General features: G+C 53.7%; 22 protein-coding genes. 18 read left to right on the forward strand and 4 right to left on the reverse strand.

Annotation, left to right across the window (positions count from 1 at the left end; all coding sequences use genetic code 11):
* Positions 1–102: 102 nt before the first annotated feature.
* The gene (locus tag AC07W7_RS02585; RefSeq protein ID WP_495038587.1) at positions 103–609 is read left to right on the forward strand and encodes a HEPN domain-containing protein; all 507 of its coding nucleotides are present in this window, start codon (positions 103–105) and stop codon (positions 607–609) included.
* 941 nt (positions 610–1,550) lie between these two features.
* On the opposite strand, the gene AC07W7_RS02590 is transcribed toward AC07W7_RS02585, so the two are convergent.
* Positions 1,551–1,892 (reverse strand): hypothetical protein, encoded by a 342-nt coding sequence (locus tag AC07W7_RS02590; protein WP_495038588.1) that lies wholly within the window; start codon positions 1,890–1,892, stop codon positions 1,551–1,553.
* A gap of 130 nt (positions 1,893–2,022) precedes the next feature.
* Positions 2,023–2,352, reverse strand: coding sequence for a helix-turn-helix domain-containing protein (locus AC07W7_RS02595; RefSeq protein ID WP_241496215.1), 330 nt, complete (start codon positions 2,350–2,352; stop codon positions 2,023–2,025).
* A gap of 159 nt (positions 2,353–2,511) precedes the next feature.
* Here AC07W7_RS02595 and AC07W7_RS02600 point away from each other — a divergent pair, with 159 nt between their 5' ends.
* The 9 genes from AC07W7_RS02600 to AC07W7_RS02640 all read left to right on the forward strand — a co-directional run bounded on the left by AC07W7_RS02600 (position 2,512) and on the right by AC07W7_RS02640 (position 8,763).
* Positions 2,512–3,645: a phage/plasmid replication domain-containing protein gene (locus AC07W7_RS02600; protein ID WP_060408702.1), complete on the forward strand. Its 1,134-nt coding sequence runs from the start codon at positions 2,512–2,514 to the stop codon at positions 3,643–3,645.
* Positions 3,642–3,875, forward strand: a complete 234-nt coding sequence (locus tag AC07W7_RS02605; protein ID WP_495038589.1) for a hypothetical protein — start codon at positions 3,642–3,644, stop codon at positions 3,873–3,875. Before AC07W7_RS02600 ends, AC07W7_RS02605 begins: the two co-directional genes overlap by 4 nt.
* 268 nt (positions 3,876–4,143) lie before the next feature.
* On the forward strand, positions 4,144–4,440 hold the full coding sequence (locus tag AC07W7_RS02610; protein ID WP_495038590.1) for a propanediol utilization protein: 297 nt from the start codon (positions 4,144–4,146) through the stop codon (positions 4,438–4,440).
* Entirely contained in the window at positions 4,440–4,664 is a 225-nt protein-coding gene (locus AC07W7_RS02615) for a hypothetical protein (RefSeq protein WP_495038591.1), read from the forward strand. Before AC07W7_RS02610 ends, AC07W7_RS02615 begins: the two co-directional genes overlap by 1 nt.
* 10 nt (positions 4,665–4,674) lie before the next feature.
* On the forward strand, positions 4,675–4,902 hold the full coding sequence (locus tag AC07W7_RS02620) for a hypothetical protein (protein ID WP_495038592.1): 228 nt from the start codon (positions 4,675–4,677) through the stop codon (positions 4,900–4,902).
* A gap of 155 nt (positions 4,903–5,057) precedes the next feature.
* Complete coding sequence (locus AC07W7_RS02625) at positions 5,058–6,131, forward strand: hypothetical protein (RefSeq protein WP_495038593.1); 1,074 nt, start codon at positions 5,058–5,060, stop codon at positions 6,129–6,131.
* A gap of 9 nt (positions 6,132–6,140) precedes the next feature.
* Positions 6,141–6,428 carry a DUF2523 family protein gene (locus AC07W7_RS02630; protein WP_495038594.1) on the forward strand — a complete coding sequence of 96 codons (288 nt, stop codon included), beginning with the start codon at positions 6,141–6,143 and terminating at the stop codon, positions 6,426–6,428.
* Positions 6,429–6,431: 3 nt separating this feature from the next.
* Complete coding sequence (locus AC07W7_RS02635; RefSeq protein ID WP_495038595.1) at positions 6,432–7,469, forward strand: zonular occludens toxin domain-containing protein; 1,038 nt, start codon at positions 6,432–6,434, stop codon at positions 7,467–7,469.
* Positions 7,470–7,521: 52 nt separating this feature from the next.
* Complete coding sequence (locus AC07W7_RS02640) at positions 7,522–8,763, forward strand: secretin GspD/PilQ domain-containing protein (protein ID WP_495038596.1); 1,242 nt, start codon at positions 7,522–7,524, stop codon at positions 8,761–8,763.
* A 99-nt stretch (positions 8,764–8,862) separates the two neighbouring features.
* On the opposite strand, the gene AC07W7_RS02645 is transcribed toward AC07W7_RS02640, so the two are convergent.
* The gene (locus AC07W7_RS02645) at positions 8,863–9,111 is read right to left on the reverse strand and encodes a hypothetical protein (RefSeq protein ID WP_495038597.1); all 249 of its coding nucleotides are present in this window, start codon (positions 9,109–9,111) and stop codon (positions 8,863–8,865) included.
* A gap of 200 nt (positions 9,112–9,311) precedes the next feature.
* Here AC07W7_RS02645 and AC07W7_RS02650 point away from each other — a divergent pair, with 200 nt between their 5' ends.
* A complete protein-coding gene (locus AC07W7_RS02650; protein WP_495038598.1) occupies positions 9,312–9,791 on the forward strand; it encodes a hypothetical protein in 480 nt (159 codons plus the stop codon).
* A 237-nt stretch (positions 9,792–10,028) separates the two neighbouring features.
* On the opposite strand, the gene AC07W7_RS02655 is transcribed toward AC07W7_RS02650, so the two are convergent.
* Entirely contained in the window at positions 10,029–10,865 is an 837-nt protein-coding gene (locus AC07W7_RS02655; protein ID WP_076960958.1) for a hypothetical protein, read from the reverse strand.
* 452 nt (positions 10,866–11,317) lie between these two features.
* Here AC07W7_RS02655 and AC07W7_RS02660 point away from each other — a divergent pair, with 452 nt between their 5' ends.
* Genes AC07W7_RS02660 through AC07W7_RS02690 form a run of 7 tightly spaced genes read left to right on the forward strand, consistent with a single transcriptional unit; the run spans position 11,318 to position 21,188 of the window.
* Positions 11,318–12,001: an HpcH/HpaI aldolase family protein gene (locus tag AC07W7_RS02660; protein WP_090412700.1), complete on the forward strand. Its 684-nt coding sequence runs from the start codon at positions 11,318–11,320 to the stop codon at positions 11,999–12,001.
* 18 nt (positions 12,002–12,019) lie between these two features.
* Positions 12,020–14,125: a TonB-dependent receptor family protein gene (locus tag AC07W7_RS02665; RefSeq protein WP_495038599.1), complete on the forward strand. Its 2,106-nt coding sequence runs from the start codon at positions 12,020–12,022 to the stop codon at positions 14,123–14,125.
* Positions 14,126–14,148: 23 nt separating this feature from the next.
* The gene (locus tag AC07W7_RS02670; protein WP_495038600.1) at positions 14,149–15,345 is read left to right on the forward strand and encodes an ATP-grasp domain-containing protein; all 1,197 of its coding nucleotides are present in this window, start codon (positions 14,149–14,151) and stop codon (positions 15,343–15,345) included.
* Positions 15,342–17,111, forward strand: coding sequence for an IucA/IucC family protein (locus tag AC07W7_RS02675; RefSeq protein ID WP_495038601.1), 1,770 nt, complete (start codon positions 15,342–15,344; stop codon positions 17,109–17,111). The genes AC07W7_RS02670 and AC07W7_RS02675 overlap by 4 nt, the downstream gene beginning before the upstream one ends.
* Positions 17,096–18,238, forward strand: coding sequence for an MFS transporter (locus AC07W7_RS02680; RefSeq protein ID WP_076960953.1), 1,143 nt, complete (start codon positions 17,096–17,098; stop codon positions 18,236–18,238). Before AC07W7_RS02675 ends, AC07W7_RS02680 begins: the two co-directional genes overlap by 16 nt.
* Complete coding sequence (locus AC07W7_RS02685) at positions 18,235–20,007, forward strand: IucA/IucC family protein (protein ID WP_495038602.1); 1,773 nt, start codon at positions 18,235–18,237, stop codon at positions 20,005–20,007. Before AC07W7_RS02680 ends, AC07W7_RS02685 begins: the two co-directional genes overlap by 4 nt.
* Positions 20,004–21,188, forward strand: coding sequence for a type III PLP-dependent enzyme (locus tag AC07W7_RS02690; protein ID WP_495038603.1), 1,185 nt, complete (start codon positions 20,004–20,006; stop codon positions 21,186–21,188). The genes AC07W7_RS02685 and AC07W7_RS02690 overlap by 4 nt, the downstream gene beginning before the upstream one ends.
* The last annotated feature ends 27 nt before the right edge of the window (positions 21,189–21,215 follow it).

Genomic DNA, 21,215 nt, shown 5'->3' on the forward strand with positions numbered 1-21,215 from the left:
GGAGTTAACTCATCTAAATAGTCATTTAGTTTAGTTATATTTAATAGTTATTAAGGGAGGAGGGTAGGTCATCCTTATATTCACTATAAAGGGCAATGAATTATGGATTATGAGCGTTTGCCGAGTACCTGGGTTATCGAGGAAGCGCGTGCTTTTTTGAGGGCCGCACAGATCCTCGAACAAGGTGCCTCAAACGGTGATTTCCATCTCTACTGGCCAGCCGTGATGAATTCGGCGCTCGCGTCTGAGCTGCTTCTAAAGTCATTCCTTGTTGAGGCTGACCCTCGATTTCCAAGGTCTGAATATGATCCTGAAGGACATTTGCGTTTGGTCGCCGGCTTGCCAGGAAACAGGCATGGCCTGATGGATCTGTACAACGCTATTCCTATTGAGCTGGCTAACCAACTGCGTGAAACGTCGAAGAGATTGGCTCCAGGCTTTCAACTGGAAAAATGGATCACGGCTAGCTCGAAGCTTTTCGTTGGCACCCGGTATCCATATGAAGCCAACTCGGTTCAAGCCGTTGACCTGGATGTGTTGAAGCTCGCGCCGCACTTGGATCAGGTGCTGGAGGAAATAACTCGTCAACCAGTCAGTGCCAGGCTTTAAATCTGACCACTAGAGCCCGCCAGCTCCGTATATGATACTTCGCATAATGGACTGACGTTACGTTGAGCCTGCTGCGGATACTGGCCCTGGCCCCGCAGCTGGTTTAATGTAACGTCGATTATGCGAAGCCCACTCGATCTGCCCACGCACCTGGTCAAAACGGCCACCCTCTATGCGCCTTCTCGTGATCCGCTCGATGCTGTCTGTTACGTTTTGGATGATTATCCAAAGGTCGTTTCCGAGCTTCGTAAGGCCCGATCCAGGCTGCAGCAGCTCGATGCTGAATCTGCTGACCTCGATGTTCGGTTGGCTGTGCTGCAGGACGCTTGTCGCTCCATCCTTGATCTTTGATCTCATCTTTTTTTAAAAGGGGAGAGATTCCGGCTGTACTTTTTCGCGCCCGCGAAAATAAGCGCTTTCCCTCGATCTAAAGGGGAAAGATTCCGGCTATCCATTTTCTCGCCCGCGAAAATAGGGCTTACGCCAGGGTCTAATGGGGAAGGATTCCGGCTACATATTTTCTCGCGCGCGAAAATCAAGCCTTTCCTCTGATCCTATGGGGAGAGATTCCGGCTATGCCTTCAGCTTGCCGGCCAGGGCGATATTTTCTCCGATCCCTCGTAGTTTCGTCTTACCTCGACCTGCCCGTAGGGCATTAGGCGCCTCGCCGATCTACAGCCAGGCTAATCAACATCTGCGCCGATACCCCGCAACGCGGGCCGGTCCATCGCCCAAACAAAAAACCCCAGCGTTCCTGAGAGCCCTGGGGTTTTCTTCGCATTCAAAAATCTTGTAGTCGCCGTGGTATCGCTTTGCGGCCTGATTACCCCAAGGCGTTATCCCGGATATTGCGCGCAGCCTGCGCGGTTCCGTGACGTGTAGCGCTATCGCCTGACAGGTCCCGGCAGGTCCGATGTATCAGCACCGGTTGGCCGCCTGTCCTAGCGGAAGGTACGGCACTCCCCGCGGTGTTCTTTGGCGGCGTTGTTCGATCCCCAGAAATAACCGATCAGTCCCATGACTCCTATCGGAATCATTGCCCCAAACCCCAAGCCGTAGCCTAGCGTCATGGTTGTTCCCAGGTATGTATTGAGTAATTTCGGTAGCCCAAACATCAGCAGAGCGCCCAAGACCGCACCGACGATAGCCATGAACTGACCAGCTTGGTGCATTTCTTGTTGCGTGGCTCCCCAGATGACTGTCCCTAGACAGCCCTGGCAGGCCGTTACACCTTTGTTAAATTCAAAATGACAATGACCACACGTGTACTTCTCTGCTGACATCTGCTGCTCCTTTTTCGATCTGTTTTTGCTTTAACTCATTGGCTTTCGAGCGAAGCAGGTGGGGGTGCTGTTACACCCCCACTTTGGTATGGTTTTCCATACTTTCCAGCCTTCATGCGACCTGCTTTTTCTATCTCAGAGCTTCTTGCTCGTACCCGAAAAGCACACCTTTCAAGGCAATTTTGGCTTGATTTCGGATATCTACAGGCAAAGCTTCAAACCTTCGAAGAATAGGCAGCATGTCTTGGGATACAACCATCTCCGATGGGTCTAGTAACAGCTCATCTGTGGTTGTTCCCAGTACCTGGGCAAGGCTTACCACCTTGTCAGCTGATGGGATTCCGCGACCTGCTTCGTAAGAGGTGTAGCTCGATTTACTAATCCCCGCAGCCTCCCAAACGGCCTGCTGGGTTAACCCTTTGGCTTCCCTATACCGTTTCAGATTTGTTCCGATGGTCATGGCTCTGCTGCCTGCGTGATTGCTCATGTTTTCCATCGTATTAACTGTTTATGCATACAGTATCTATATATCGGTACATTTCTGCTTGCATTTGAGTATTCGATAGTCTCATAATCCTGCCACTTCTGTATTGGAATACAGATATTGACAGGATTTCCCATGTTCATCGATTGGCTGACGATTTCGCAGGAGCACGATCACGATCTTCCGATTGTGTGCGACGTCTTTACCCTAACGATAGACGCGAACAGCAATGAGGTTTTGAGTACCCGGCAGCCTCGTTTCAAGCATGAAGCTAGCTTCTCTACCTCGGTCAGTATTCACGTTCAGGGCCGTAAGATTCGTGTTGAAGGAAATCCCAGCCGGGTAGGGCGGCTCGACAACTTGTTTGGTTTCGCTTCTATCGAGCAATGCGTCTCGGTTTACAACGCTTTGTTACGTGAATACGGTTTGCCGGGCTTCACCCGCTGCACTCGCCTAGATATTCGTCAAGGTGAGTCAGGTGCAAAGTCCGGCGACCGTATCGCTGATGGAGCAAAGATTGAACGGATCGACCTGACCACCAATGTTTCGTTGGGGGAGGGCAATGTGCTTGCCTATCTACGCGGTGTTTCTAGCCAGCGAATTGGGCACTCCATTGGCTTCCTGTATCCCAATGGCCGCACCGTTGCTTGGACGCCGAAAGGTAACGGCAAAGGAGGGCGTCTCCAGTATCGAAAGGCTTATGACAAAGCCTTTGAAATGAATCAGAACTGCCTTCCAAAGATAAAGCGTGTCTTTGGCGAAGATTCACCTGAGTACAAATATGTTCTGCGGGTTAAAAACTACTGCTCACAAGAAGGCGTAGTCCGCATGGAACAAGAGCTTAAAAGCGAATATTTACAGCGCGAAGCCCTTTGCTATTGGGGCCTATTTGATGAAAGGCGTCTGGCCGAACTCCACAGCGAGTTTCTTAAGATAGATGAAAAGTTAAAGGTGACAGCCATGGATATTGTTAGCATTGCTGAACAGCTGGTTGCTGAAGGTGTTTGCGACACACTACGTTCTGCTCGTACCACGGCTAGTTACGCTCTTGAGTGGATGTCTGGAACATCCAACATCGACTTTTCAAAGTCTCAAGTTAAAGGTCATGCCGCCAAGCTCAATCGTATCGGCATTAACATTCGCAACGCTTGCGATACCAGCCGTTTTGCCCCTGTTTTTGTCCGCCAGTGTCGCGAAGTCACAAAAAGCACCTTGGCTATACCAACCTGGTATCAGCGTCCTAATCATCTTCAGCAGGTTGCAGCATGAGAACGGTAAGTTTTCAAGGGGCTCAGCTTACAAGCGGCCAGCAGCGGAGATTGGCTGAGCAGCAGCGAGTTCGCGCTTTCTTTATCAACCCTGTTCTTGCTCAGCAGGTTGAACAAACCCTCAAGGCTATCGAGGCGCGAAAGGAACAGGGTGTTAAACCAGAACGCATCTGGACGCTTGAACGTCAAGAAACGGGAACAACCTCTGTTGCTGAATGGATGGGATTCTGATGAATCCGGTTTCTTATCAAAATCTACGTTTTGCAGTTGAGGAGGAATTTACTAATGCATTTGACAATCCTCAATATGATAAATGCGCTCGGGTTAATAGTCTTATGCGGCTGTTTCTATGTGCACTGGCTCAGCAAGAAGTAACTCGTCAACGTTCTGTGCAAAAATTTAAACAGTCAGGTGCAACCCTGAGTATATCGCGCCCAGTTGGGGCATACCGTAAGCCCGGCACTGTTCCTGGCTTCCAACACTGAGATAAGGGCATAACATGTCTAACGTTATCGTGGTTGAAGTAACTGGTAATCACCGTAGTGGTACAGCCGCTAAGAGCGGAAAACCCTACTGTATGTTTGAGGCTTATGCCCATTTACCAAATATTCCGTATCCGCAGAAATGCACCTTTTACGCTGAGACTCCTCAGCAGGTTCCTCAGCCTGGAAAGTACGAGTGTGATGTTATCGCGCAGGTTCGCGATGACCGTCTGATTTTTGAAGTCGATCCTCGTCAAGGGCGTCGTATCAGCAATCCCGTTTCTGCTTCTTCTACTCCTCAAAAGACTGTGTAATGTCCGGCACTCTTTACTGTCCATCTGATATTTCTGTCGACGGTGGTGTGCCTATTTGTTCTTCAACCTGGGAGGTTGTGTCTTATAAGCCTCCCTTTGATCCATCTCAGCTTGATCCAACAATTTTGGCTCAAGCATTTGGGGCCGGATTTACCCTGGTAGCTTTCTTTATGGTCGGCTCTATGGGCATTCGTGCGTTTTTAAACTTCATCAAACAATCCTGAGGATTTACCAATGTTCAAAAAAACTGTTGCTACCGTTGTTTCCACCGTTGTTGTAGCTGCTTCCGCTCCTGCCGTTTTTGCAGCCGATGCAACTGGCGGCTGGGATTACACTGGCCTCACTTCCTCTATCGACTTCAGCACTATCTCTGTCGGTGTTCTCGCTGTCGCTGGCATCCTCGCTGCTGTTTACGCCGGTATCAAGGGTGCCAAGATCGTGTTGGGTTTCTTGCGCGGCTAAGCCTCCCTACACTGTTTCCCTGGGCGTCTTCGGGCGCCCTTTTTTTTGGAATTTAATTATTTGTACTGAGGCTCTCTACATGGATCAGCTTTACTACTTTGCTATGTTTTGTATTGGCTGTGGTTGCTCCTTTGCTACCTTTACGGGGTGGTGATATGAGAGCCATACTTTTCACTTTGTTTTCCTTCCTTTTCAGCTCGTATGCATCAGCTGCTTACTACTACACTATTTCAGACGGTAGTGTGCAGTACTCTTCACCTGATTCGGCTTGTTCTTTCCTCCTTTCTACTTATACCGATCTTGGATACAAAAACCTTACGTTCAGTCACTGGGCTACTGCAACCGATGGTGACGCTACTATTAGCGGAAATGGCTTTTGTTTTTACAATCGTACAGATAAATGGAATGAGGTATCTGTAAAAAGACATCCCACACCAATCTACAGAAAAGGTCAGGCGGATATTCCCCATGTTCCAAATGCTTGCTCTTCTGCTCCTTCTGCTATTGTTAGTCGCGGCCCTTATACTGCTGTAGTTCGTAGCGATGGCAACAACTATGTAGTCGGTACGTCTCCCGCTTCTGTTTGTTCCAATAACTGTCTCTATGAAAAGCCTGAGACTGCCAATACTAAGGATTGCTTTGTTCTTTCCACAGATGCTCAAACTGGTTTTTGTAATTACGCTTTCACTCTTGTTACTGATGAAAATGCTGACGGCACAAGCTGCGATTTAAATAACTCTGTCCCGTATGAAACTGGCTCCAGCCTTAACGGCTCTGGCTCAGGTGGTGATGAGCCTTGCGATAAGACAGTTCCTGGAAGCACATGTGACGTTCCTGGAGGTGGTGGCAATGGCAATGGCAATGGTAGTGGTGGTGATGGTTCGGGGGAGGGTAGTGGTGACGGCTCGGGCTCTGGCGAAGGCTTCTCAACGCCCGGAAAACCTGACCTTGATCCCCGCGAAGGTCAGCGAAAAGCCCGTATTTCTGGACAGTATCTAGGCTTTTATTCAACCCTTCAGCAATCTAATACGTATACAACTATTAGCACTGTGTTCCAAAACATTGGTGATCCATCAGCCGCTTGTCCGGTTGCCACTATTGACATACTGGGTACAAATATAACCTTCGATTCTCACTGCGTTATTTTTCAGTCAATAGCTCCTACGTTGTCTTTCGTGTTTATGGCTGCATGGGCTCTTCTTGCTGTACTTATAATTCTTTCTGCATAGGTGATAGATATGCTTAGTGATTTTGCTTTTTGGCTTCGTGATGTAATAGGCGATGTTGCGCAATTTTTCATTGATATGTTTCTCAATATACTTGATTGGATTTGGTCAGCTTTCATTGGTCTTCTAGATACTCTCCCAATTGCTAGCACGGTTACTCAAGCATCTTCCTTGTTCTCTGCTATTCCTGCTTCTGTCTGGTATTTCATGAATGTTTTTCAGATCCCTCTAGGTATCACCTTTGTTCTTAGCGGTTATCTGATTCGATTCCTTATTCGCCGCCTTCCTATCGTCGGGTGATATATGGCTATTCATGCTTACGTTGGCAAGCCCGGCCATGGCAAAAGTTATGGTGTCGTTGAGCATGTTGTCATTCCTTCTTTGAAGCAAGACAGGCATGTTGTTACTAATATCCCGCTCTCTATTGATGATCTTCTCTCTACTTATGGCGGCAAAGTTACGCAGCTGCCATCTGATTGGTATGAACTTGATGACCTTTCCTCAATCATTCCACCGGGCTCTGTAGCGATAATAGATGAGTGCTGGAGACGCTGGCCGTCAGGTCAGAACGCTAATCATGCAAACAAGATTGATCAGAAACTCTTGGCAGAGCATCGTCACCGTGTTGATGATAAAAACAACTCAATGCGTGTTGTTCTTGTTACCCAGGACCTTGCTCAAATATCGTCTTGGGTTCGCGTATTAATCGAGACAACTTATAGAATTAGAAAGCTTAGCAAGAAAACCTTTAAGGTTGACATCTATACTGGTGCCGTCACTGGAGACTCTCCTTCAAAAAGCAAGTTAGTCAGGACTACTGCAGGAACGTTTAAAAGCGATGTCTACTCATTTTATAAGTCTGCTACTCAGTCAGTGTCTGGCTTCGTTGGTGATGAGTCATCGGCAGATGGTAGGGCTAGTATTTTTCGTTCTTTTGGCCTTTGGTCGCTTATCATTTTCTTTGTTGTATGCATTTCGCTGGGTATTTTCGGTGTTAAACGGTTCTTTGCTAGCAGCAATCCAGCTGTTAAGCATGATTCATCTTCTTCTCCTATTTCTAATGCCCCTGTGAAGGCCCCTGAACCTCCTATTTCTACTACTTGGCGTCTGGTTGGGTTCATTCATCCCGCTAAGCCAAGTCCTTCTTCAAACTCTGTTTCAGAAGCTTTGGCCTTAATCTCTGATAATAATGGCAATAGCAGATATATATCTTTCACTCACTGTCGTTATTTTCCTGATCTCACTGAGGCTTTCTGCATAGTAGACGGTTTTAAGATTACTAATTGGTCGCTCAAAAAACCTATCCCGATTGTAGGTGGGTTGATTGGGAGCGGCGTTTAGCGTAGCGAGAACGACGCGCCTAATCAATTCACCAACTATTTGGAATTACTCTATGCATGCCTTTAATAACTTGAATCGCCTACTTGCTGTCTTCCTTCTTTCTGTATTTTTCTCTATTGCTCATGCTGATGAGAGCACTCAAACGTTAAACTTTGATTTTCAGACCATACAGGTTTCTTCGGCCTTGCAACTTCTTGCTGATTATCGCGGCTTGAACCTTGTAATGAATGAAACCATTCCTGGCTCGCTGTCAATGCGAATGAAGAATGTTACCTGGGAAGAGGCTATTGAATACGTCAGTTCCTCTAAAGGTCTTCTTTATACTGTTGAAGGCAGCTTTCTTCATGTTAGCTCTTTGGAGCGTCAAAGCGAACGCACCTCTCAGTCCTATGGGTCCTTTATTCAATCTGACTTAACTCAACCTATTGTTAAGTCTTCGTTTAAAGTAACTATCTTTAAAGTTCATAACATCTTGTCGTCTGAGGCTATTAAGGCGTTTCCCTTGGATCAAGGTGAGAGCCTTAATTTTGAGGATGGCTCATCTGTTATTGTCGCCAGAATGTCTGACCCTCGTCTCTCTGAATTTCGCGCTTACCTGGCTGCTGTTGATTATTCTCGCAAGCAGGTCATGATCGAGGCGCGTATTGTTGAGGTCGATCGTTCGTATTCCAAATCTCTCGGAGTCAACTGGACCGGATCTGCTGGCAGCGGTGCTATAACCCTCGCTGGCTCTGTTCCTCTCGGTCTTCCAGCTTCTGCAGCTGCTGGTTTTGGCATAGTCTCAAAGGCAGTCAACCTTGACGCCGCACTCGATGCCATGGAGCAGCGTGGAAAAGGAAGGGTCATTTCGCGGCCCCGCGTCTATACCTCTGATCGTCATCAGGCCAAGATCATTAAGGGTTCACAAGTTCCTTACCAGCAATCTGCGGGGGAGGGTGCAACATCAATTTCTTTTAAAGAGGCGGCTTTGTCTTTAGATGTCACACCCTTTGTAAATGAGAAAGGTGTTTTGCTTGATGTAATTCTTTCTAAAGATGAGCCCGATTATTCCAATGCAATGAATGGTGTTCCACCAATTAACACAACGTCTTTGACCTCCCGGGTTTTCTCTGGTTTTGGACAGACCGTTGCCCTGGGCGGCGTTTATTCAAACGTTGATACCACTGTCACAAAAAGCATTCCTTTCTTCGGCAGCATCCCCGGCCTAAAATGGCTTTTCACAAGTACATCCACTGTTTCGAATAGCACTGAGCTTGTCCTTTTTCTAACTCCTGTTATGGTCGACAAGCTTTGAGCACCATTTCTAGGTCAACTTTACATATAACTATACTAAATAGTCATTTAGTATAGTTATTGCTTGTGGTTATTAAGGTCAGGGGAGGTGAGAGGGTACTCAAAATCCATTTTCATCCTTCTTTAGCTTCAAATGCTTCAGCAGCTCAGCTACTTTTTCTGTGCTCATCAAACTAACCTGGTTGTGCAAATCGTCTGCGCCTGCCTGGTCTTTTAGCCAAGTGTCAATTTTTTCTTGGTCGGGAATTTCCCGTTTTCTCTCTGCACTGATCAGCTCTGCAAACCGAGCTATTTGCATTTCAAGCATCCATTCAACCTGCGTCAACTCTGTCCAGTTTCTGTCTTTCACAAAACCTCCTCAGTGTGTGATGAACAACTCCCAAGCATCACCTGGTGATGAGCAACTCCCATCGCCGGCGTGATGAAGAACTCCCAGGCATCGCCTGGTGATGAAGAACTCCCAACCTATTCTGGTCGCTTTTTTCCTAGGTTTGCTTCATTTTCTATAAGCTTTCTTCGTCACTGACCGTCAATTTTTTAGAGGCAGGCATGCAAACCGATAGGCACTACCCAAAAAATCCTCCTACCGTTGGTACAGTTCTTCTGACGTCTTATGGCTCATTCGCGCATGAAAACGAGATACCTAAATCTCGTGCTGCTGACGCTTTAAGAATTGGCAAAGAGCTTGCCGATGGCTTCGATGACGAAGCTCATCATTTGGGCGCTCTGATGCTGATGATTTCTGACGTTCCAGAAGATCCTTTGCTCAAAGCATCTGCCGCTCAGAAGGGTTCAGTTCTCGGACTTGCTTCGCTTGGTTACCTGTTTTCCTGTGGATCTACAGGTGAAAAAGCTCAGCGCATCATCCAGGCCGGTGGTGGTGTATTTCTCGTCACCCTGAGTGGTGATCCTGAAAACCCTAAAGCCGATACCAAGGTTTTTAGCTCCTGGTCTGAGTACCAGAAATTCCTTGAGCCCATTTTGAAGAGCGGTGATTTTTATCCAGGGAAAACCTCATCGTTTTCCTAGCAGCAGTTCTCGGGGGCTGGCTTTCAATCTGACCGCCAGAGCCCCCCAGCTCTCCATAGGAAGGTTCGCATAATGTATATTATGTTAAATAAAGGATTATGTCAGAGCTGCTCCTGAGCCGCCTAACCCACTGATTCTACAAACCTGCCTCTGACGCCCACCGCCAATTCGTACTCAACTCGTGAGACACCAGCGCAGAAGCTGCAACACAACTGCGGGCTCAGCAGACGCATCCGATTAGCTGTCACACGCCACTTCCGACTCGGGAACCTTGACTCGCTGAGCCTTGAGTTGGCACCCTTTAAGGAGAAGTAGCTCATCGAGTCGAGTCACGAATTCGCTGCTAGCATCTTCTGGTATAAGAACTGCTGCTAGCAATTGGGTGAATGGTGCGCTGAGAATAAAACCAGACTCGTCGACATATCGGAATAGCTTCTCGGAGGCCACGCCACCATTACGATAGTTTTTGCCATCCTTAGAAACATCGAGCCCTTCATGCCGTTTAATCCACTTGAAGTCTGGCAGAATTTTCTGATTAAAAAATATCAACTGCCGGACATCAAGAGCTACGCGATACTCTCTCTCAACACCGAACTTAGGATCTTTTGTAAAAAAGGCTTCTCTCTGACCTTGTTTATTCACAACATACCTAACGGGTTCAAATCTATATCCGATGGGCAGTACGTGATCCAAATAATCTCCAAGCTTGAGTCTATCAGCCACAAACAGGACGCAATCGGCTGATTTTGCGTAGCCCCCATAACTATCCCACATGAATCGAGACATATGCTTATCCCAATACCAACTCTGGATAAACTGGTCTTTTTTCTCACTGACCATCTGACCGTGAGTGAGGTTCGCAGCCTCTTGCTGAGACAGCCGCAACGCCTCAGGCACCTTCATATTCAAAATTTCCAGAATGCGCTTTTCGTTGTGCCCAAAGTGCTCACGATCACCTTCGGTGGGGTCGTCGGGATATTCGTCTGTCCTCCGGAGATACAACCCCTCGTCCCTTAGAACTTTTAGTGCTCGCTCTCCGGGCATGTAACGCTGCAGGTGAGTTTGATGAAACATGTCTTCTAATGTCCTTATCCGCGTAGCGACGCATATTAGCCATGATCACTGACAGGTTCCAACCACTACACTGGTCGGAACCCACACGACATCACCAACACTGAGGTTTCGCCTGGGCCCTCCTTGTTCTAGCTCCCTCCTCCCTGACGGTGACGCGTACGCGTCAACGATCAGATTGCCTATAAGGCCGTCTCGCTTTAGCCCCTCAACCCCCAAATTGCATAGGGTGCAGCCAACCCAGCCCCATTCAGCAGGAGCGGTTCTATAAGGTTCGTTATAAATATCACCTAACGGTCACATAAAAATTGTTTACTTACGTTTGGGAATAATTATTATTAGCAACCTCATCCGAGCCGACAGGACCTGTGCCAGTGATACGAACCTCCCAGGTATTTTCCCGATTAAACGAAGGAAAAAGCGTCTACGGAGTACTCAACTCTCTGCCCTCGCCCATGCTCTGCGAGATGCTCGCGTTTGCGGGCTATGACTTCGTCATTCTCGACCTTGAACACTTGCTGCGCTCCGAAGAAGACATCATGCATTGCATCCGCGCATGTGAGGCTGCTGGCATTTCGCCTTGGTTGCGCCTGCCGCAAGTGGACGAAAAACTGATTGGCCGGGCACTGGATGCTGGCATTGAAGCCATTGTTCTTTCACGTATCGAAAGTGCTGCGCAAGTTCAGCGCGCCATCGAAGCGGCCTTCTTCCCCCCCTTGGGAAAACGCGGAATAACCGGTGGGCGTATCACCGGATTCGGCCGCCTGCCTTTACCTGAATACATTGATCTGGCTAATCGCCAGGCCCCAATTATTCCCATGATCGAAAGCCGCGCCGGGGTCGAGGCGCTCAGCGAGATTCTGCAACTGCCAGGGGTCGGCATGATCATGGAAGGAGCACTGGATCTGTCGCTCGATCTCGACCTAGGGCCCGCCCCGCTCCACCCCCAAGTCTGGCAAGCGCTGCAAGGCATGGCCGATGCCTGTCTTGGCGCTGGAATACCGTTTTGCGCCAATCCCCGCACCCCCGAACAAAACGCGCTGTGGCGCGCTCGTGGGGTCCGCAGCTTTCTGGCCGGTGAAGACAGGGGCTTGTTGCATAACGCATTGAAAGCCCGCCTACATTCTCTCCAGCAGTAACATGAGACAAATAGTCCAATGAAAACAACAACCTCACTGCACTTTTCCCTCAGCCTTATCACGTTGGGCATTTGTCACAGCGCCATGGCTGCGGATCAACCAGCCGACTTGCCCGCCGCCCCCACGGGCAGCGTGATCCTGGCGCCGATGACGATTCAGGGAGACGTTCTCGGCACGGCCAGCGATCAGGAAGTGCGCACTTATGCCGGCAGCCGTAGCGTTATCGACTCCAGCGCCCTGGAAAAGGCCAGTGCCCGCGGTCTGGACGATGCGCTGCAACGGGTACCGGGCGTCAAGATCTTTGACGAAACCGGCACCGGCGCCTTGCCACAGATCTCGGTACGCGGGCTGTACGAGAGCCGTAGCGGCCGGATTCAAGCCTTGTCGGATGGCATTCCACTGGCACTGGCACCCTACGGCCAGACCGGTTTGTCACTGTTCCCAATGACCATGGCCACCGTCGACCGCATTGATATCGTGCGCGGGGGCGCCGCCGTGCAATATGGTCCAAACAACGTTGGCGGTGTGATCAACTTCATCAGTAAGCCGATTCCCCGCGAGTGGGAAACCACGTTGCAAGAGAAATTGACCCTCAACGCCGGCGGGCGCCAGTTGTGGGATAGCTACATGGGCACCGGCGGCTACCTGACCGACAACTTCGGTCTGCAACTGGACATCAACACCCTGAGTGGCGAATACGGTCGCGAGCACTCTGACACCGATGTGCAGAACTACCGTCTGCGCGGCCAATGGAACATTGATGACGATCGCGACCTGAGCTTCGGTATCCAGCGCTACAAAGCCGATATGGACCTGGCCGGCGCCCTCAGCGTGAAGGATTACAAGCATGACCCCCGGCAATCGACGCGTCCGCTGGACCGCTTCGAGGGCGACACCAATCGCGTCTGGGGGACTTACACCCAGCGTCTGGGCGCCATGGGCCCCTTCGACACGGTAGAGTTCAGCTGGACCAACTTCGCCCACGACAGCTACCGCAACTTCGTGGTCGGCCTGCCGTTCACCCCAAACGGTACGGCGGTTACCAAACAAGACGGCCCCCGCAACTTTAAGGTCTGGGGCACGGAGCCACGCATCAGTGCCACCATCGATGGCGACACCGTTGGCCAAACCTGGTTGCTGGGCGCCCGTTATGTCAGCGAAGACATCGATTACAAAGTTAATCGCCAGAACGTTGCCAGCAGCGTGACGACGCCGTTCCGGGACTGGAAGTTCAATGACGATGCCCGTGCGTTCTACCTCAGCAACGCCATCAGCCTGCTCGATCGTCGCCTGACCATCACCCCCGGTGTGCGCTATGAAAATGCTCGTATGGATTACGGCGATGGCATCACCGGGTTCTCGCGCGAGAACAAATCCGAAGAGTGGCTGCCGGGCTTGACGGTCGGTTATCAGGCGACCGACGCCTGGTACGTCTATGCCAATGCCCAGAAGTCCCTGCGCCCACCGCAAGTCACACAGATCGTCAAGGAAGGCGATGTCGCCGCCGAGTTGGCGTGGAACTACGAGACCGGAGTGCGCTATACGCCGTGGGACGGCATGCGCATCGACTTCAATCTGTATCGCATCGATTTCGATGACCAGATCGCCTACAACGCCACGACCGACCGCTTCGACAACCTTGGAAGTACACGTCACCAGGGATTTGAAACCGAGATTTTCTGGACACCAGAAGCCCTGCCCGATCTGGACCTGCATGCCAGCTATGCCTACCTCGATGCCAAGCAACGCAATGGCACCTACAGTGACAACGAAGTCCCGTACTCCTCGCGCAATCAGTTCACGGTTGACGGCCGTTACCGTTTTGCCGAGCACTGGACTTACAACCTTGACGGCCTGTACGTCAGCAGCGCTTACACCGATGCAGCCAACTCGCGCAATGAAGATGCCACTGCCAGTGTAGGCAAACTGCCAGCTTACTGGGTCTGGAACACCGCCATTGCCCGTGAGTTCAAACTGGGCAACAAGAGCGTCCTGACCGCGTCTGCCGGCGTCAGCAACCTGTTCAACCGCGAATACTACTTCCGCGGCATCGATACCAGTCCATGGGGGCGTCAGCCCGCGCCAGAACGCTCGCTTACTTTAGGCGTCAACTATCGCTTCTAAACGTCGATCCCAGGAAAACTGTTATGCAACGGCCATTTGTCATTCTTGCCCATGTCGCCCACCCTGCCATTCTCGAGGGTTTCCTGCCGGCCGCGCACAAACGCGGGTTGCCGATCGTGATCATTACTGACCATGCTCAGGAACACCGATGCCTGCTCGCCACGTCACCGATCGCAGCACAAGTGCACGTTATCGAATGTGATGTGTTCAACCCGCTGGCGGTCATCGAGACGCTCAACAGTCAGGGCTTGCAACCGGTTGCCGTGTTTTCCAACAGCGATCACCTGCAGACCGCCACAGCGATAGTGGCCGAGGCATTCGAGTGCCCTGGCAAGGACTGGCGCTTATGCTATGCGGCCAAGAACAAAGCAGTCATGCGCGAGCGCATGCAACGTCTGGGCTTGCCTGGCCCGTGGTTTCAGGTGCTCACACCGCACGCCAAACTGCCGAGCGATGCGCCTTGGCCAGTAGTTGCCAAGCCTCGTGAAGGGGTTGCCAGCCTGGATGTCCGGTTGTGTCACAACGCCGCCGAACTGAGCCTTTACTGCGAGCAGTTCTGGCAACAACAACCGGGCCGGGCACTGTTGCTGGAAGCGTACATGGAAGGCCCCCTGTTCACCCTCGAAACCCTGGGTGACAGGCACAGCCTGCACGTGATTGGCGGCTTTGACGTCACCCTCTCGCCACCGCCGCATTTCGTAGAACTTGCCGCTCGTTGGGATGGGCCACTGAGCCGCGCCCAACGTACCGCCGCGCTGGCTCAGGTCGCCGCGTTCGGGGTCGGTTTTGGTGTGTGCCACAGCGAATTCATTCTGACCGCCCAAGGCCCGGTGCTGGTTGAAATCAACTACCGCAGCATCGGCGATGGTCGCGAGTTCCTGCTGGATCGGCTGCTGCCACAGGGCTGGTTCGAGCGCATTGTCGCGCTGCACCTGGGAGGCGAGCTGGCCGACCCACAGCCGGCACAGGCCGCAGCAACCGTTCACTACCTGGTAGCCGACCGTTCGGGGCGCCTGGATCAGGCCAGCGCCAGCTTCAACATCGAGGGTGAGGGCCATTGGTGCGATTATCGTGCACTGCACACTACCGGCGATACCATCACCCTCAGCCACTCCAACAAGGACTACATTGGCGTACTGAGACTGATCGCCCCCGATGACGTGGGTCTCGAAGCGCAGTTGAATGCAACCCTGCACGACCTGAAGTGGGTGATGGTATGAGCCTGCAGGACCAGGCGTTCATGACTCGACGCATCATCGATTGCTGCCTGCGCGAAGATATCCGCGGGATTGTCAGCCAAGGGCAGATTTGTCCGCTTGCGCCAGACCTTAGACAACACGTGCCGCAGCAACCCGATACCCACTGGTTGCGAATCGCCCATCTGGGCGGCGACGAACTCTGGTTGCCGGTGGCCAAGGCGTATCCGCTACAGGACTGGATCGGTACGGGCGAGGCCTGGATCAAGGTGTCGCCGCAGCGTCACATCGAGGTGCAACACGGCTACCGGCTCTGGCTGGGCCACCTGAGCCACGGCCTGGATGACGATAGCCTGGAGCTGTTCGCGGCGTATCGGCAAGAAGCCGATTGCGCGGCTGAACACCGAGCCCTGTGCAACCAGGCGTTTCACCAGCATGCGCCGATGCTGAGCGCCGCGATTGATTTGCAGGACTGGTCGCAGAGGCTGCTGAAGATCGATCAATTGGCCAGTTACCTGGATCACCCGTTTTATCCAACGGCACGGGCCAAAAGCGGCTTTGATGCCGCCGCACTCAAAGGCTACGCGCCAGAGTTTGCGCCGCGCTTTGAACTCAACTGGCTGGCGATTCCCAGTCATGCGCTGACCCTGACCGGCTCACAGCCGCCGCACTGGCCGGATTTCGCAGCGGTCGGCTTGCCATCGAGCTTGAAAAACAGCCATTTATTACTGCCAGTACACCCGTTGACCTGGGGCGAACTGGAGCAATTCGGCCTGCCTGAAGGCACATTCAAGGCGCCACGCACTGCCATGCAGGTCGAGCCTACGCTGTCCGTGCGCACAGTGGTCTGCGTCCATCAACCTCAGTGGCACATCAAATTGCCGTTGCTGGTCAGCACGCTCGGCGCGCGTAATCTGCGCCTGATAAAACCCAGCACCCTCTACGACGGCCACTGGTTCCAGACCACCCTGATGACGTTGGCCCAGCGCGATCCCGCCCTGGCCTCACGTTATCTGCATGTCGATGAAAAACACGGTGGCCATGCCGCCGAAAGTCGCCATCTGGCCTATATCGTGCGCCGTTACCCGACGGGGCTGGAGAACACCACCCTGGTCCCTGTCGCCGCACTGGCCAGCCCGCTTGCCGACGGGCGCCTGTTTCTCGAACAACTGGTCGAGCGCTTCCATGGAGGTTCGCTGCAACACTGGCTGGAGGAGTATCTCGATCTGTTGCTACAGGTCCATTTGCGACTGTGGCTGCAGTACGGCATCGCACTGGAAGCCAACCAGCAGAACGCCGTCTTGATGTTCGAGCAAGGTCAGCCATTACGCCTGCTGATGAAGGACAACGACGCCGCTCGCCTGTGGCCGCAGCGCTTTTCGACGGCGTGCCCGGATCTTGCTGACCTACCGGCAGCCTTGCAGGACGAGCGTATTCGCGTCGACAGCAGCCAGCCCCTGGCCGAGATGTTCTGCACCATTACCTTGCAGTTGAACATCATTGCGATCCTGGAAGCGATAGCCGCTGCGGGCCTGGCCTCCCGGTCCAGCCTGTACGGCACGCTGCGTCAGCGTCTCATGGGGTGCCTGCAACAACTCCAAGCGCAAGGCATCGATTGTCACGATGCACACCTCTGGCTGCTCGACCGCCCGAAATTGCCGGTCAAATACTTGCTCAGCGCCGGCAGCCTGTTCAGCAAGGCGCATTCCGGGGCCAGCGACATCAATAAGTTCTATGGCTACAGCGCAGCCAACTTCCTGCTGGAGGGGCCGGCATGCAACGGCGCCTGATCACCAGCGTCTTGCTGGGGCATTACCTGTCGGCCTTTACGGCACTGGGGATTCCGTTGTACCTGCCGCGCATCCTCACCGACCTTGCACCTGGTACACCCGGCTGGGCCATCGGTGTGCTGTTCGTGCTGCCGACCCTCTGCACCGCACTGGCGGCGCCGATGTGGGGGCGCTGGGCCGATCGCAACGGTTGTCGCCTGTCGTTGCTGCGTGCACATGCCGGACTGTTTGCGGGTTTTCTGCTGGCCGGCTTCAGCCCTAATCTGACGGTATTTGTCCTGGCGTTGATCATCCAGGGCACCTTTGGCGGTGCAATGGCGGCGTCCAACGCCTACCTGTCGACCCAGTTCAAGGGTGGCGATTTGTCTCGCGCCCTGAACTGGACACAGTATTCAGCACGCCTGGCGATGATCAGTGGCCCGATCCTGTTGGGGCTGTTGACCGCGCAGGGTCTGGGGTTAGGCCTGTATCGCTACCTGGCCTGGTTACCCCTGCTGGCTTTCGTACTCATCCTGCCGCTGCCCAAGGACGCCCCTAGACACGCCTTGGCTAACAAAAAAGCAGACCCTTTGGGCGAGCTACCGCAAGACATGCCGCGATTACTGGCAGTGCAATTTCTGTTCAGTTTCGCGATGGTCGTTACCTTCCCTTATTTCGTACCCTTCGGCGAGCAACTGAACATTGGCAACGATGCCTTGATCGGCATGCTCTACAGCCTGCCGCACCTGGTTTACCTGCTGGCCCTGCCCTGGGTTCAGAAACATCGGGGCAACCTGCTATTGCCGGGGCTGGCGTTGCTGGCCATCAGTAACGCCCTGCAATTCTGGAGCGTGCAGGCAGAGCCGTTGTTCGCCCTGCGTCTGCTCAACGGCGCCGGCATGCTGCTCAGTTTTGTCGGGCTGCACCGCTGCCTGAGCCAGCGCAGCCAAAAAGGCAGCGCCGGTCGCCTGTTTGGCTGGTTCGACTCCAGCGGCAAATGGGCCGGCACCGCGGCCGGGATCACTGCGGCGCTGGTCAGTCAGGCCTGCGGCATCGCCTCACCCTTTCTCGTTGCGTGCCTGGCGGCCATAACCGCCATGGTGCTTGCCCGTCCGCTCTTGATCGCCTCCCGGGAGATTCCAGCATGACGCTTACTCTGAATACCCCCTCACTGAACACTGTCTCCCTGCATGACCATGTACTCGATGGTGAAGCCGAACGACATGCCATCGAATGCCTGCTCAATTGCTATTTGCGCGAATACGCCTTGCCGCGCAACGAAGCGAACCTGAACTATCAGGCACAGGATCTGCCGATGAGCCTGCGCCAGGCCAACGCCCGCTGCATCAGTATTCGCCTGCCCAGCGGCCGGCTGATCGTACGCATCGACCGCTGCAGCCTACTGGGCCGTTGCCATTACCTCAGCGGCCCTTATTTCAAAGGCAACCACCAGAGCTGGCGACCGCTGAGTGCCGCCGAACTGGCCCGCCTGCTCTGCACCCCACTGAGTGGCGCCGAGCGCGTTGGCGAGCTGCTGCAACAGATCGCTAACAGCTTGCAGATCACCCGCACCTTTTTGCGCCACTCACGCCCAACCGAAGCCACCGACAGCCTGCTGGCCTCCGAACAACACCAGCTGTGGGGCCACGCTCTGCATCCGACGCCAAAAAGTCGCGAGGGCATTTCCCATGATGATTTGCTGGCCTGCTCGCCGGAAGTCGGGGCCCGCTTTCAATTGCACTGGTTCAAGGTCGCCCCGAGGCTGATTCGTCATCAGGGCGAGGACCCGCGCAGCACGCTGCAGCAACTGTCGGGGCGCGACGATGCCTATCCATGCCACCCCTGGGAAGTCGCCCGCGTGCTGGCCGACCCGCTGGTACAGCGTGCGCAACAACAGGGTTTGATCGAATACCTCGGCCCCCTGGGGCAGGCCATGTACCCGACGTCATCGGTACGCACGCTCTACCATCCGCAAATGGCCTATTTCATGAAGTTCTCGATGCACGTGCGCCTGACCAACTGCGTGCGCAAGAACGCCTGGTATGAACTGGACAGCGCCGTCGCCCTCACCCGCCTGCTCCGCCCGGTCATGGACGCGCTGGCGACGCAACAACCCGGCTTCAGGCTGATGCCCGAGCCCAGCGCCACCAGCCTGGACCTCAGTGCTCTGGGTACGCTGGAGCAGGCCCGAGAAGTCACCGAGTGCTTCGGTATCGTTTACCGGGAGAACCTTCCCCACGCTGACCGCCAGCGCTATCAACCGCAAGTGGCCATGGCGCTGTTTACCTGGGATCGGCAAGGTCGCAGTATTTGCCGCCCACAGCTGCAGCGCTATGCCGACAACACCGGCTTGAGCATTGAGCAAGCTACGCTGGACTGGCTGCACGCCTATGCCGGCCTGATGCTCGGCGGCGTGCTGTATTGCCTGTTCCGTCAGGGCGTGGCGCTGGAGCCGCACTTGCAGAACACCGTCATCGGTTTCGCTGAAAACGGGCTACCCAGCCAGGTCTGGATTCGCGATCTGGAAGGCACCAAGCTGGTGCCTGAAATCTGGCCCACCGAACGACTGAGCGCACTGGATGAGCGTACCCGCAGTTCTGTGTACTACAGCGCGCAAAAGGCCTGGCAACGAGTGGGCTACTGCGCACTGGTGAACAATCTCGGCGAAGCGATCTTCCATCTGGCCAATGGTAGCGGCTCGTTGGAGCAGCAGCTGTGGGCACAGGTCGGCGACCTGCTGCAGGTGCAATCCGCACGCCTGGACCACCCGACAGAACTGCGTGAGCTATGCGCCGGCGCACCTTTCCCCAGCAAGGAAAACTTCATGACCCGCCTGATGATGCGTGCCGACCGCGAAGCGGGTTACACCTGGTTACCCAGCCCGCTGGCGATGCTTGAAAAGAGGAAACGCGCATGAGCCTTCCTGTTGCCGTTACCCAACGCATCCAGCAGCTCAGGGCTGAGCACGACGCGCCTTTATGCGCCTATGTCTACGACCTGCCGGCCCTTGAACGTCACATAAAGGCGATGCGCCAGGTATTGCCGGAAAACTGCGAATTGTTCTACGCAGCCAAGGCCAACCCGGAAGCCCAGGTGCTGAAAACCCTCGCGCCGTGGGTGGACGGCTTCGAGGCAGCCTCCGGTGGCGAACTGACGTGGCTGCATGAACAGTGCCCCGACCAGCCGCTGATCTTTGGCGGCCCTGGCAAACTCGATCACGAACTGGATATCGCCCTGCAATACCGGACCTCAGCCTTTCATGTCGAGAGCGTGACCGAACTGCGCAGCCTGGCACGCATCGCCCGCGAACGCGGTACGCAGGCTCCGGTCATGCTGCGGCTGAACCTGAAGCTGGCCCAGGCCCCGCAAAGCCGCTTGGTCATGGGCGGCAAACCCACACCGTTCGGCCTGGATGAGGACGGTCTGGCAAGCGCCCTGCAGTTGTTGCGCGAAGAACCGTCTCTGGCACTCAAGGGCCTGCACTTTCATCTGCTGTCGCACCAGTTGGATGTCGACGCCCATCTTGAATTGATCCGCAGCTACTTCTTGACCTTCCGCCAACTGTGCGCAGATCACAACCTGCAACTGCCGCTCTTGAATGTCGGCGGAGGAATGGGCATCAATTATCAGGACGCAACGCAGTCCTTCGACTGGCCACGCTTTTGCCAGGGCTTGCAGACGCTGATCAATCAGTACGACATGGGGGCGACCCGCGTACGTTTCGAGATTGGCCGCTTCGTCAGCGCCGCCTGTGGCTACTACGTGATGCAGGTGCTAGAAATCAAAAGCAGCCACGGCGAACTTTTTGCCATCGGCCGCGGCGGCACTCACCACTTTCGCACACCTGCGGCTCAAGGCCATGACCATCCATTCACGGTACTGCGGGGGCCTCGGCCGGCCCAGATCAGCAATCAAACCATCACCCTGGTGGGGCAACTGTGCACGCCAAAAGACGTTCTTGCCAGGCAGCAGCCGGTGGCACAACTGGCGATTGGCGACTTGTTGGTGTTCACCCTCGCGGGTGCCTATGCCTGGAACATCTCGCACCAGAACTTTCTGATGCACGAACCGCCGTTGAAAGTCTTTATCGAGGGCTGATGGTTTGTCAGCCCCGAACTTTCGCCT

It is taken from the genome of Pseudomonas sp. GW821-FHT01D09 (genome assembly GCF_059422465.1).

What these genes read in the sequence shown, in the direction of transcription:
- AC07W7_RS02585 (WP_495038587.1), top strand. Translation starts at nt 103, where the DNA reads ATGGATTATGAGCGTTTGCCGAGTACCTGGGTTATCGAGGAAGCGCGT.
- AC07W7_RS02590 (WP_495038588.1), bottom strand. Translation starts at nt 1,892, where the DNA reads ATGTCAGCAGAGAAGTACACGTGTGGTCATTGTCATTTTGAATTTAAC.
- AC07W7_RS02595 (WP_241496215.1), bottom strand. Translation starts at nt 2,352, where the DNA reads ATGACCATCGGAACAAATCTGAAACGGTATAGGGAAGCCAAAGGGTTA.
- AC07W7_RS02600 (WP_060408702.1), top strand. Translation starts at nt 2,512, where the DNA reads ATGTTCATCGATTGGCTGACGATTTCGCAGGAGCACGATCACGATCTT.
- AC07W7_RS02605 (WP_495038589.1), top strand. Translation starts at nt 3,642, where the DNA reads ATGAGAACGGTAAGTTTTCAAGGGGCTCAGCTTACAAGCGGCCAGCAG.
- AC07W7_RS02610 (WP_495038590.1), top strand. Translation starts at nt 4,144, where the DNA reads ATGTCTAACGTTATCGTGGTTGAAGTAACTGGTAATCACCGTAGTGGT.
- AC07W7_RS02615 (WP_495038591.1), top strand. Translation starts at nt 4,440, where the DNA reads ATGTCCGGCACTCTTTACTGTCCATCTGATATTTCTGTCGACGGTGGT.
- AC07W7_RS02620 (WP_495038592.1), top strand. Translation starts at nt 4,675, where the DNA reads ATGTTCAAAAAAACTGTTGCTACCGTTGTTTCCACCGTTGTTGTAGCT.
- AC07W7_RS02625 (WP_495038593.1), top strand. Translation starts at nt 5,058, where the DNA reads ATGAGAGCCATACTTTTCACTTTGTTTTCCTTCCTTTTCAGCTCGTAT.
- AC07W7_RS02630 (WP_495038594.1), top strand. Translation starts at nt 6,141, where the DNA reads ATGCTTAGTGATTTTGCTTTTTGGCTTCGTGATGTAATAGGCGATGTT.
- AC07W7_RS02635 (WP_495038595.1), top strand. Translation starts at nt 6,432, where the DNA reads ATGGCTATTCATGCTTACGTTGGCAAGCCCGGCCATGGCAAAAGTTAT.
- AC07W7_RS02640 (WP_495038596.1), top strand. Translation starts at nt 7,522, where the DNA reads ATGCATGCCTTTAATAACTTGAATCGCCTACTTGCTGTCTTCCTTCTT.
- AC07W7_RS02650 (WP_495038598.1), top strand. Translation starts at nt 9,312, where the DNA reads ATGCAAACCGATAGGCACTACCCAAAAAATCCTCCTACCGTTGGTACA.
- AC07W7_RS02655 (WP_076960958.1), bottom strand. Translation starts at nt 10,865, where the DNA reads ATGTTTCATCAAACTCACCTGCAGCGTTACATGCCCGGAGAGCGAGCA.
- AC07W7_RS02660 (WP_090412700.1), top strand. Translation starts at nt 11,318, where the DNA reads ATGCTCTGCGAGATGCTCGCGTTTGCGGGCTATGACTTCGTCATTCTC.
- AC07W7_RS02665 (WP_495038599.1), top strand. Translation starts at nt 12,020, where the DNA reads ATGAAAACAACAACCTCACTGCACTTTTCCCTCAGCCTTATCACGTTG.
- AC07W7_RS02670 (WP_495038600.1), top strand. Translation starts at nt 14,149, where the DNA reads ATGCAACGGCCATTTGTCATTCTTGCCCATGTCGCCCACCCTGCCATT.
- AC07W7_RS02675 (WP_495038601.1), top strand. Translation starts at nt 15,342, where the DNA reads ATGAGCCTGCAGGACCAGGCGTTCATGACTCGACGCATCATCGATTGC.
- AC07W7_RS02680 (WP_076960953.1), top strand. Translation starts at nt 17,096, where the DNA reads ATGCAACGGCGCCTGATCACCAGCGTCTTGCTGGGGCATTACCTGTCG.
- AC07W7_RS02685 (WP_495038602.1), top strand. Translation starts at nt 18,235, where the DNA reads ATGACGCTTACTCTGAATACCCCCTCACTGAACACTGTCTCCCTGCAT.
- AC07W7_RS02690 (WP_495038603.1), top strand. Translation starts at nt 20,004, where the DNA reads ATGAGCCTTCCTGTTGCCGTTACCCAACGCATCCAGCAGCTCAGGGCT.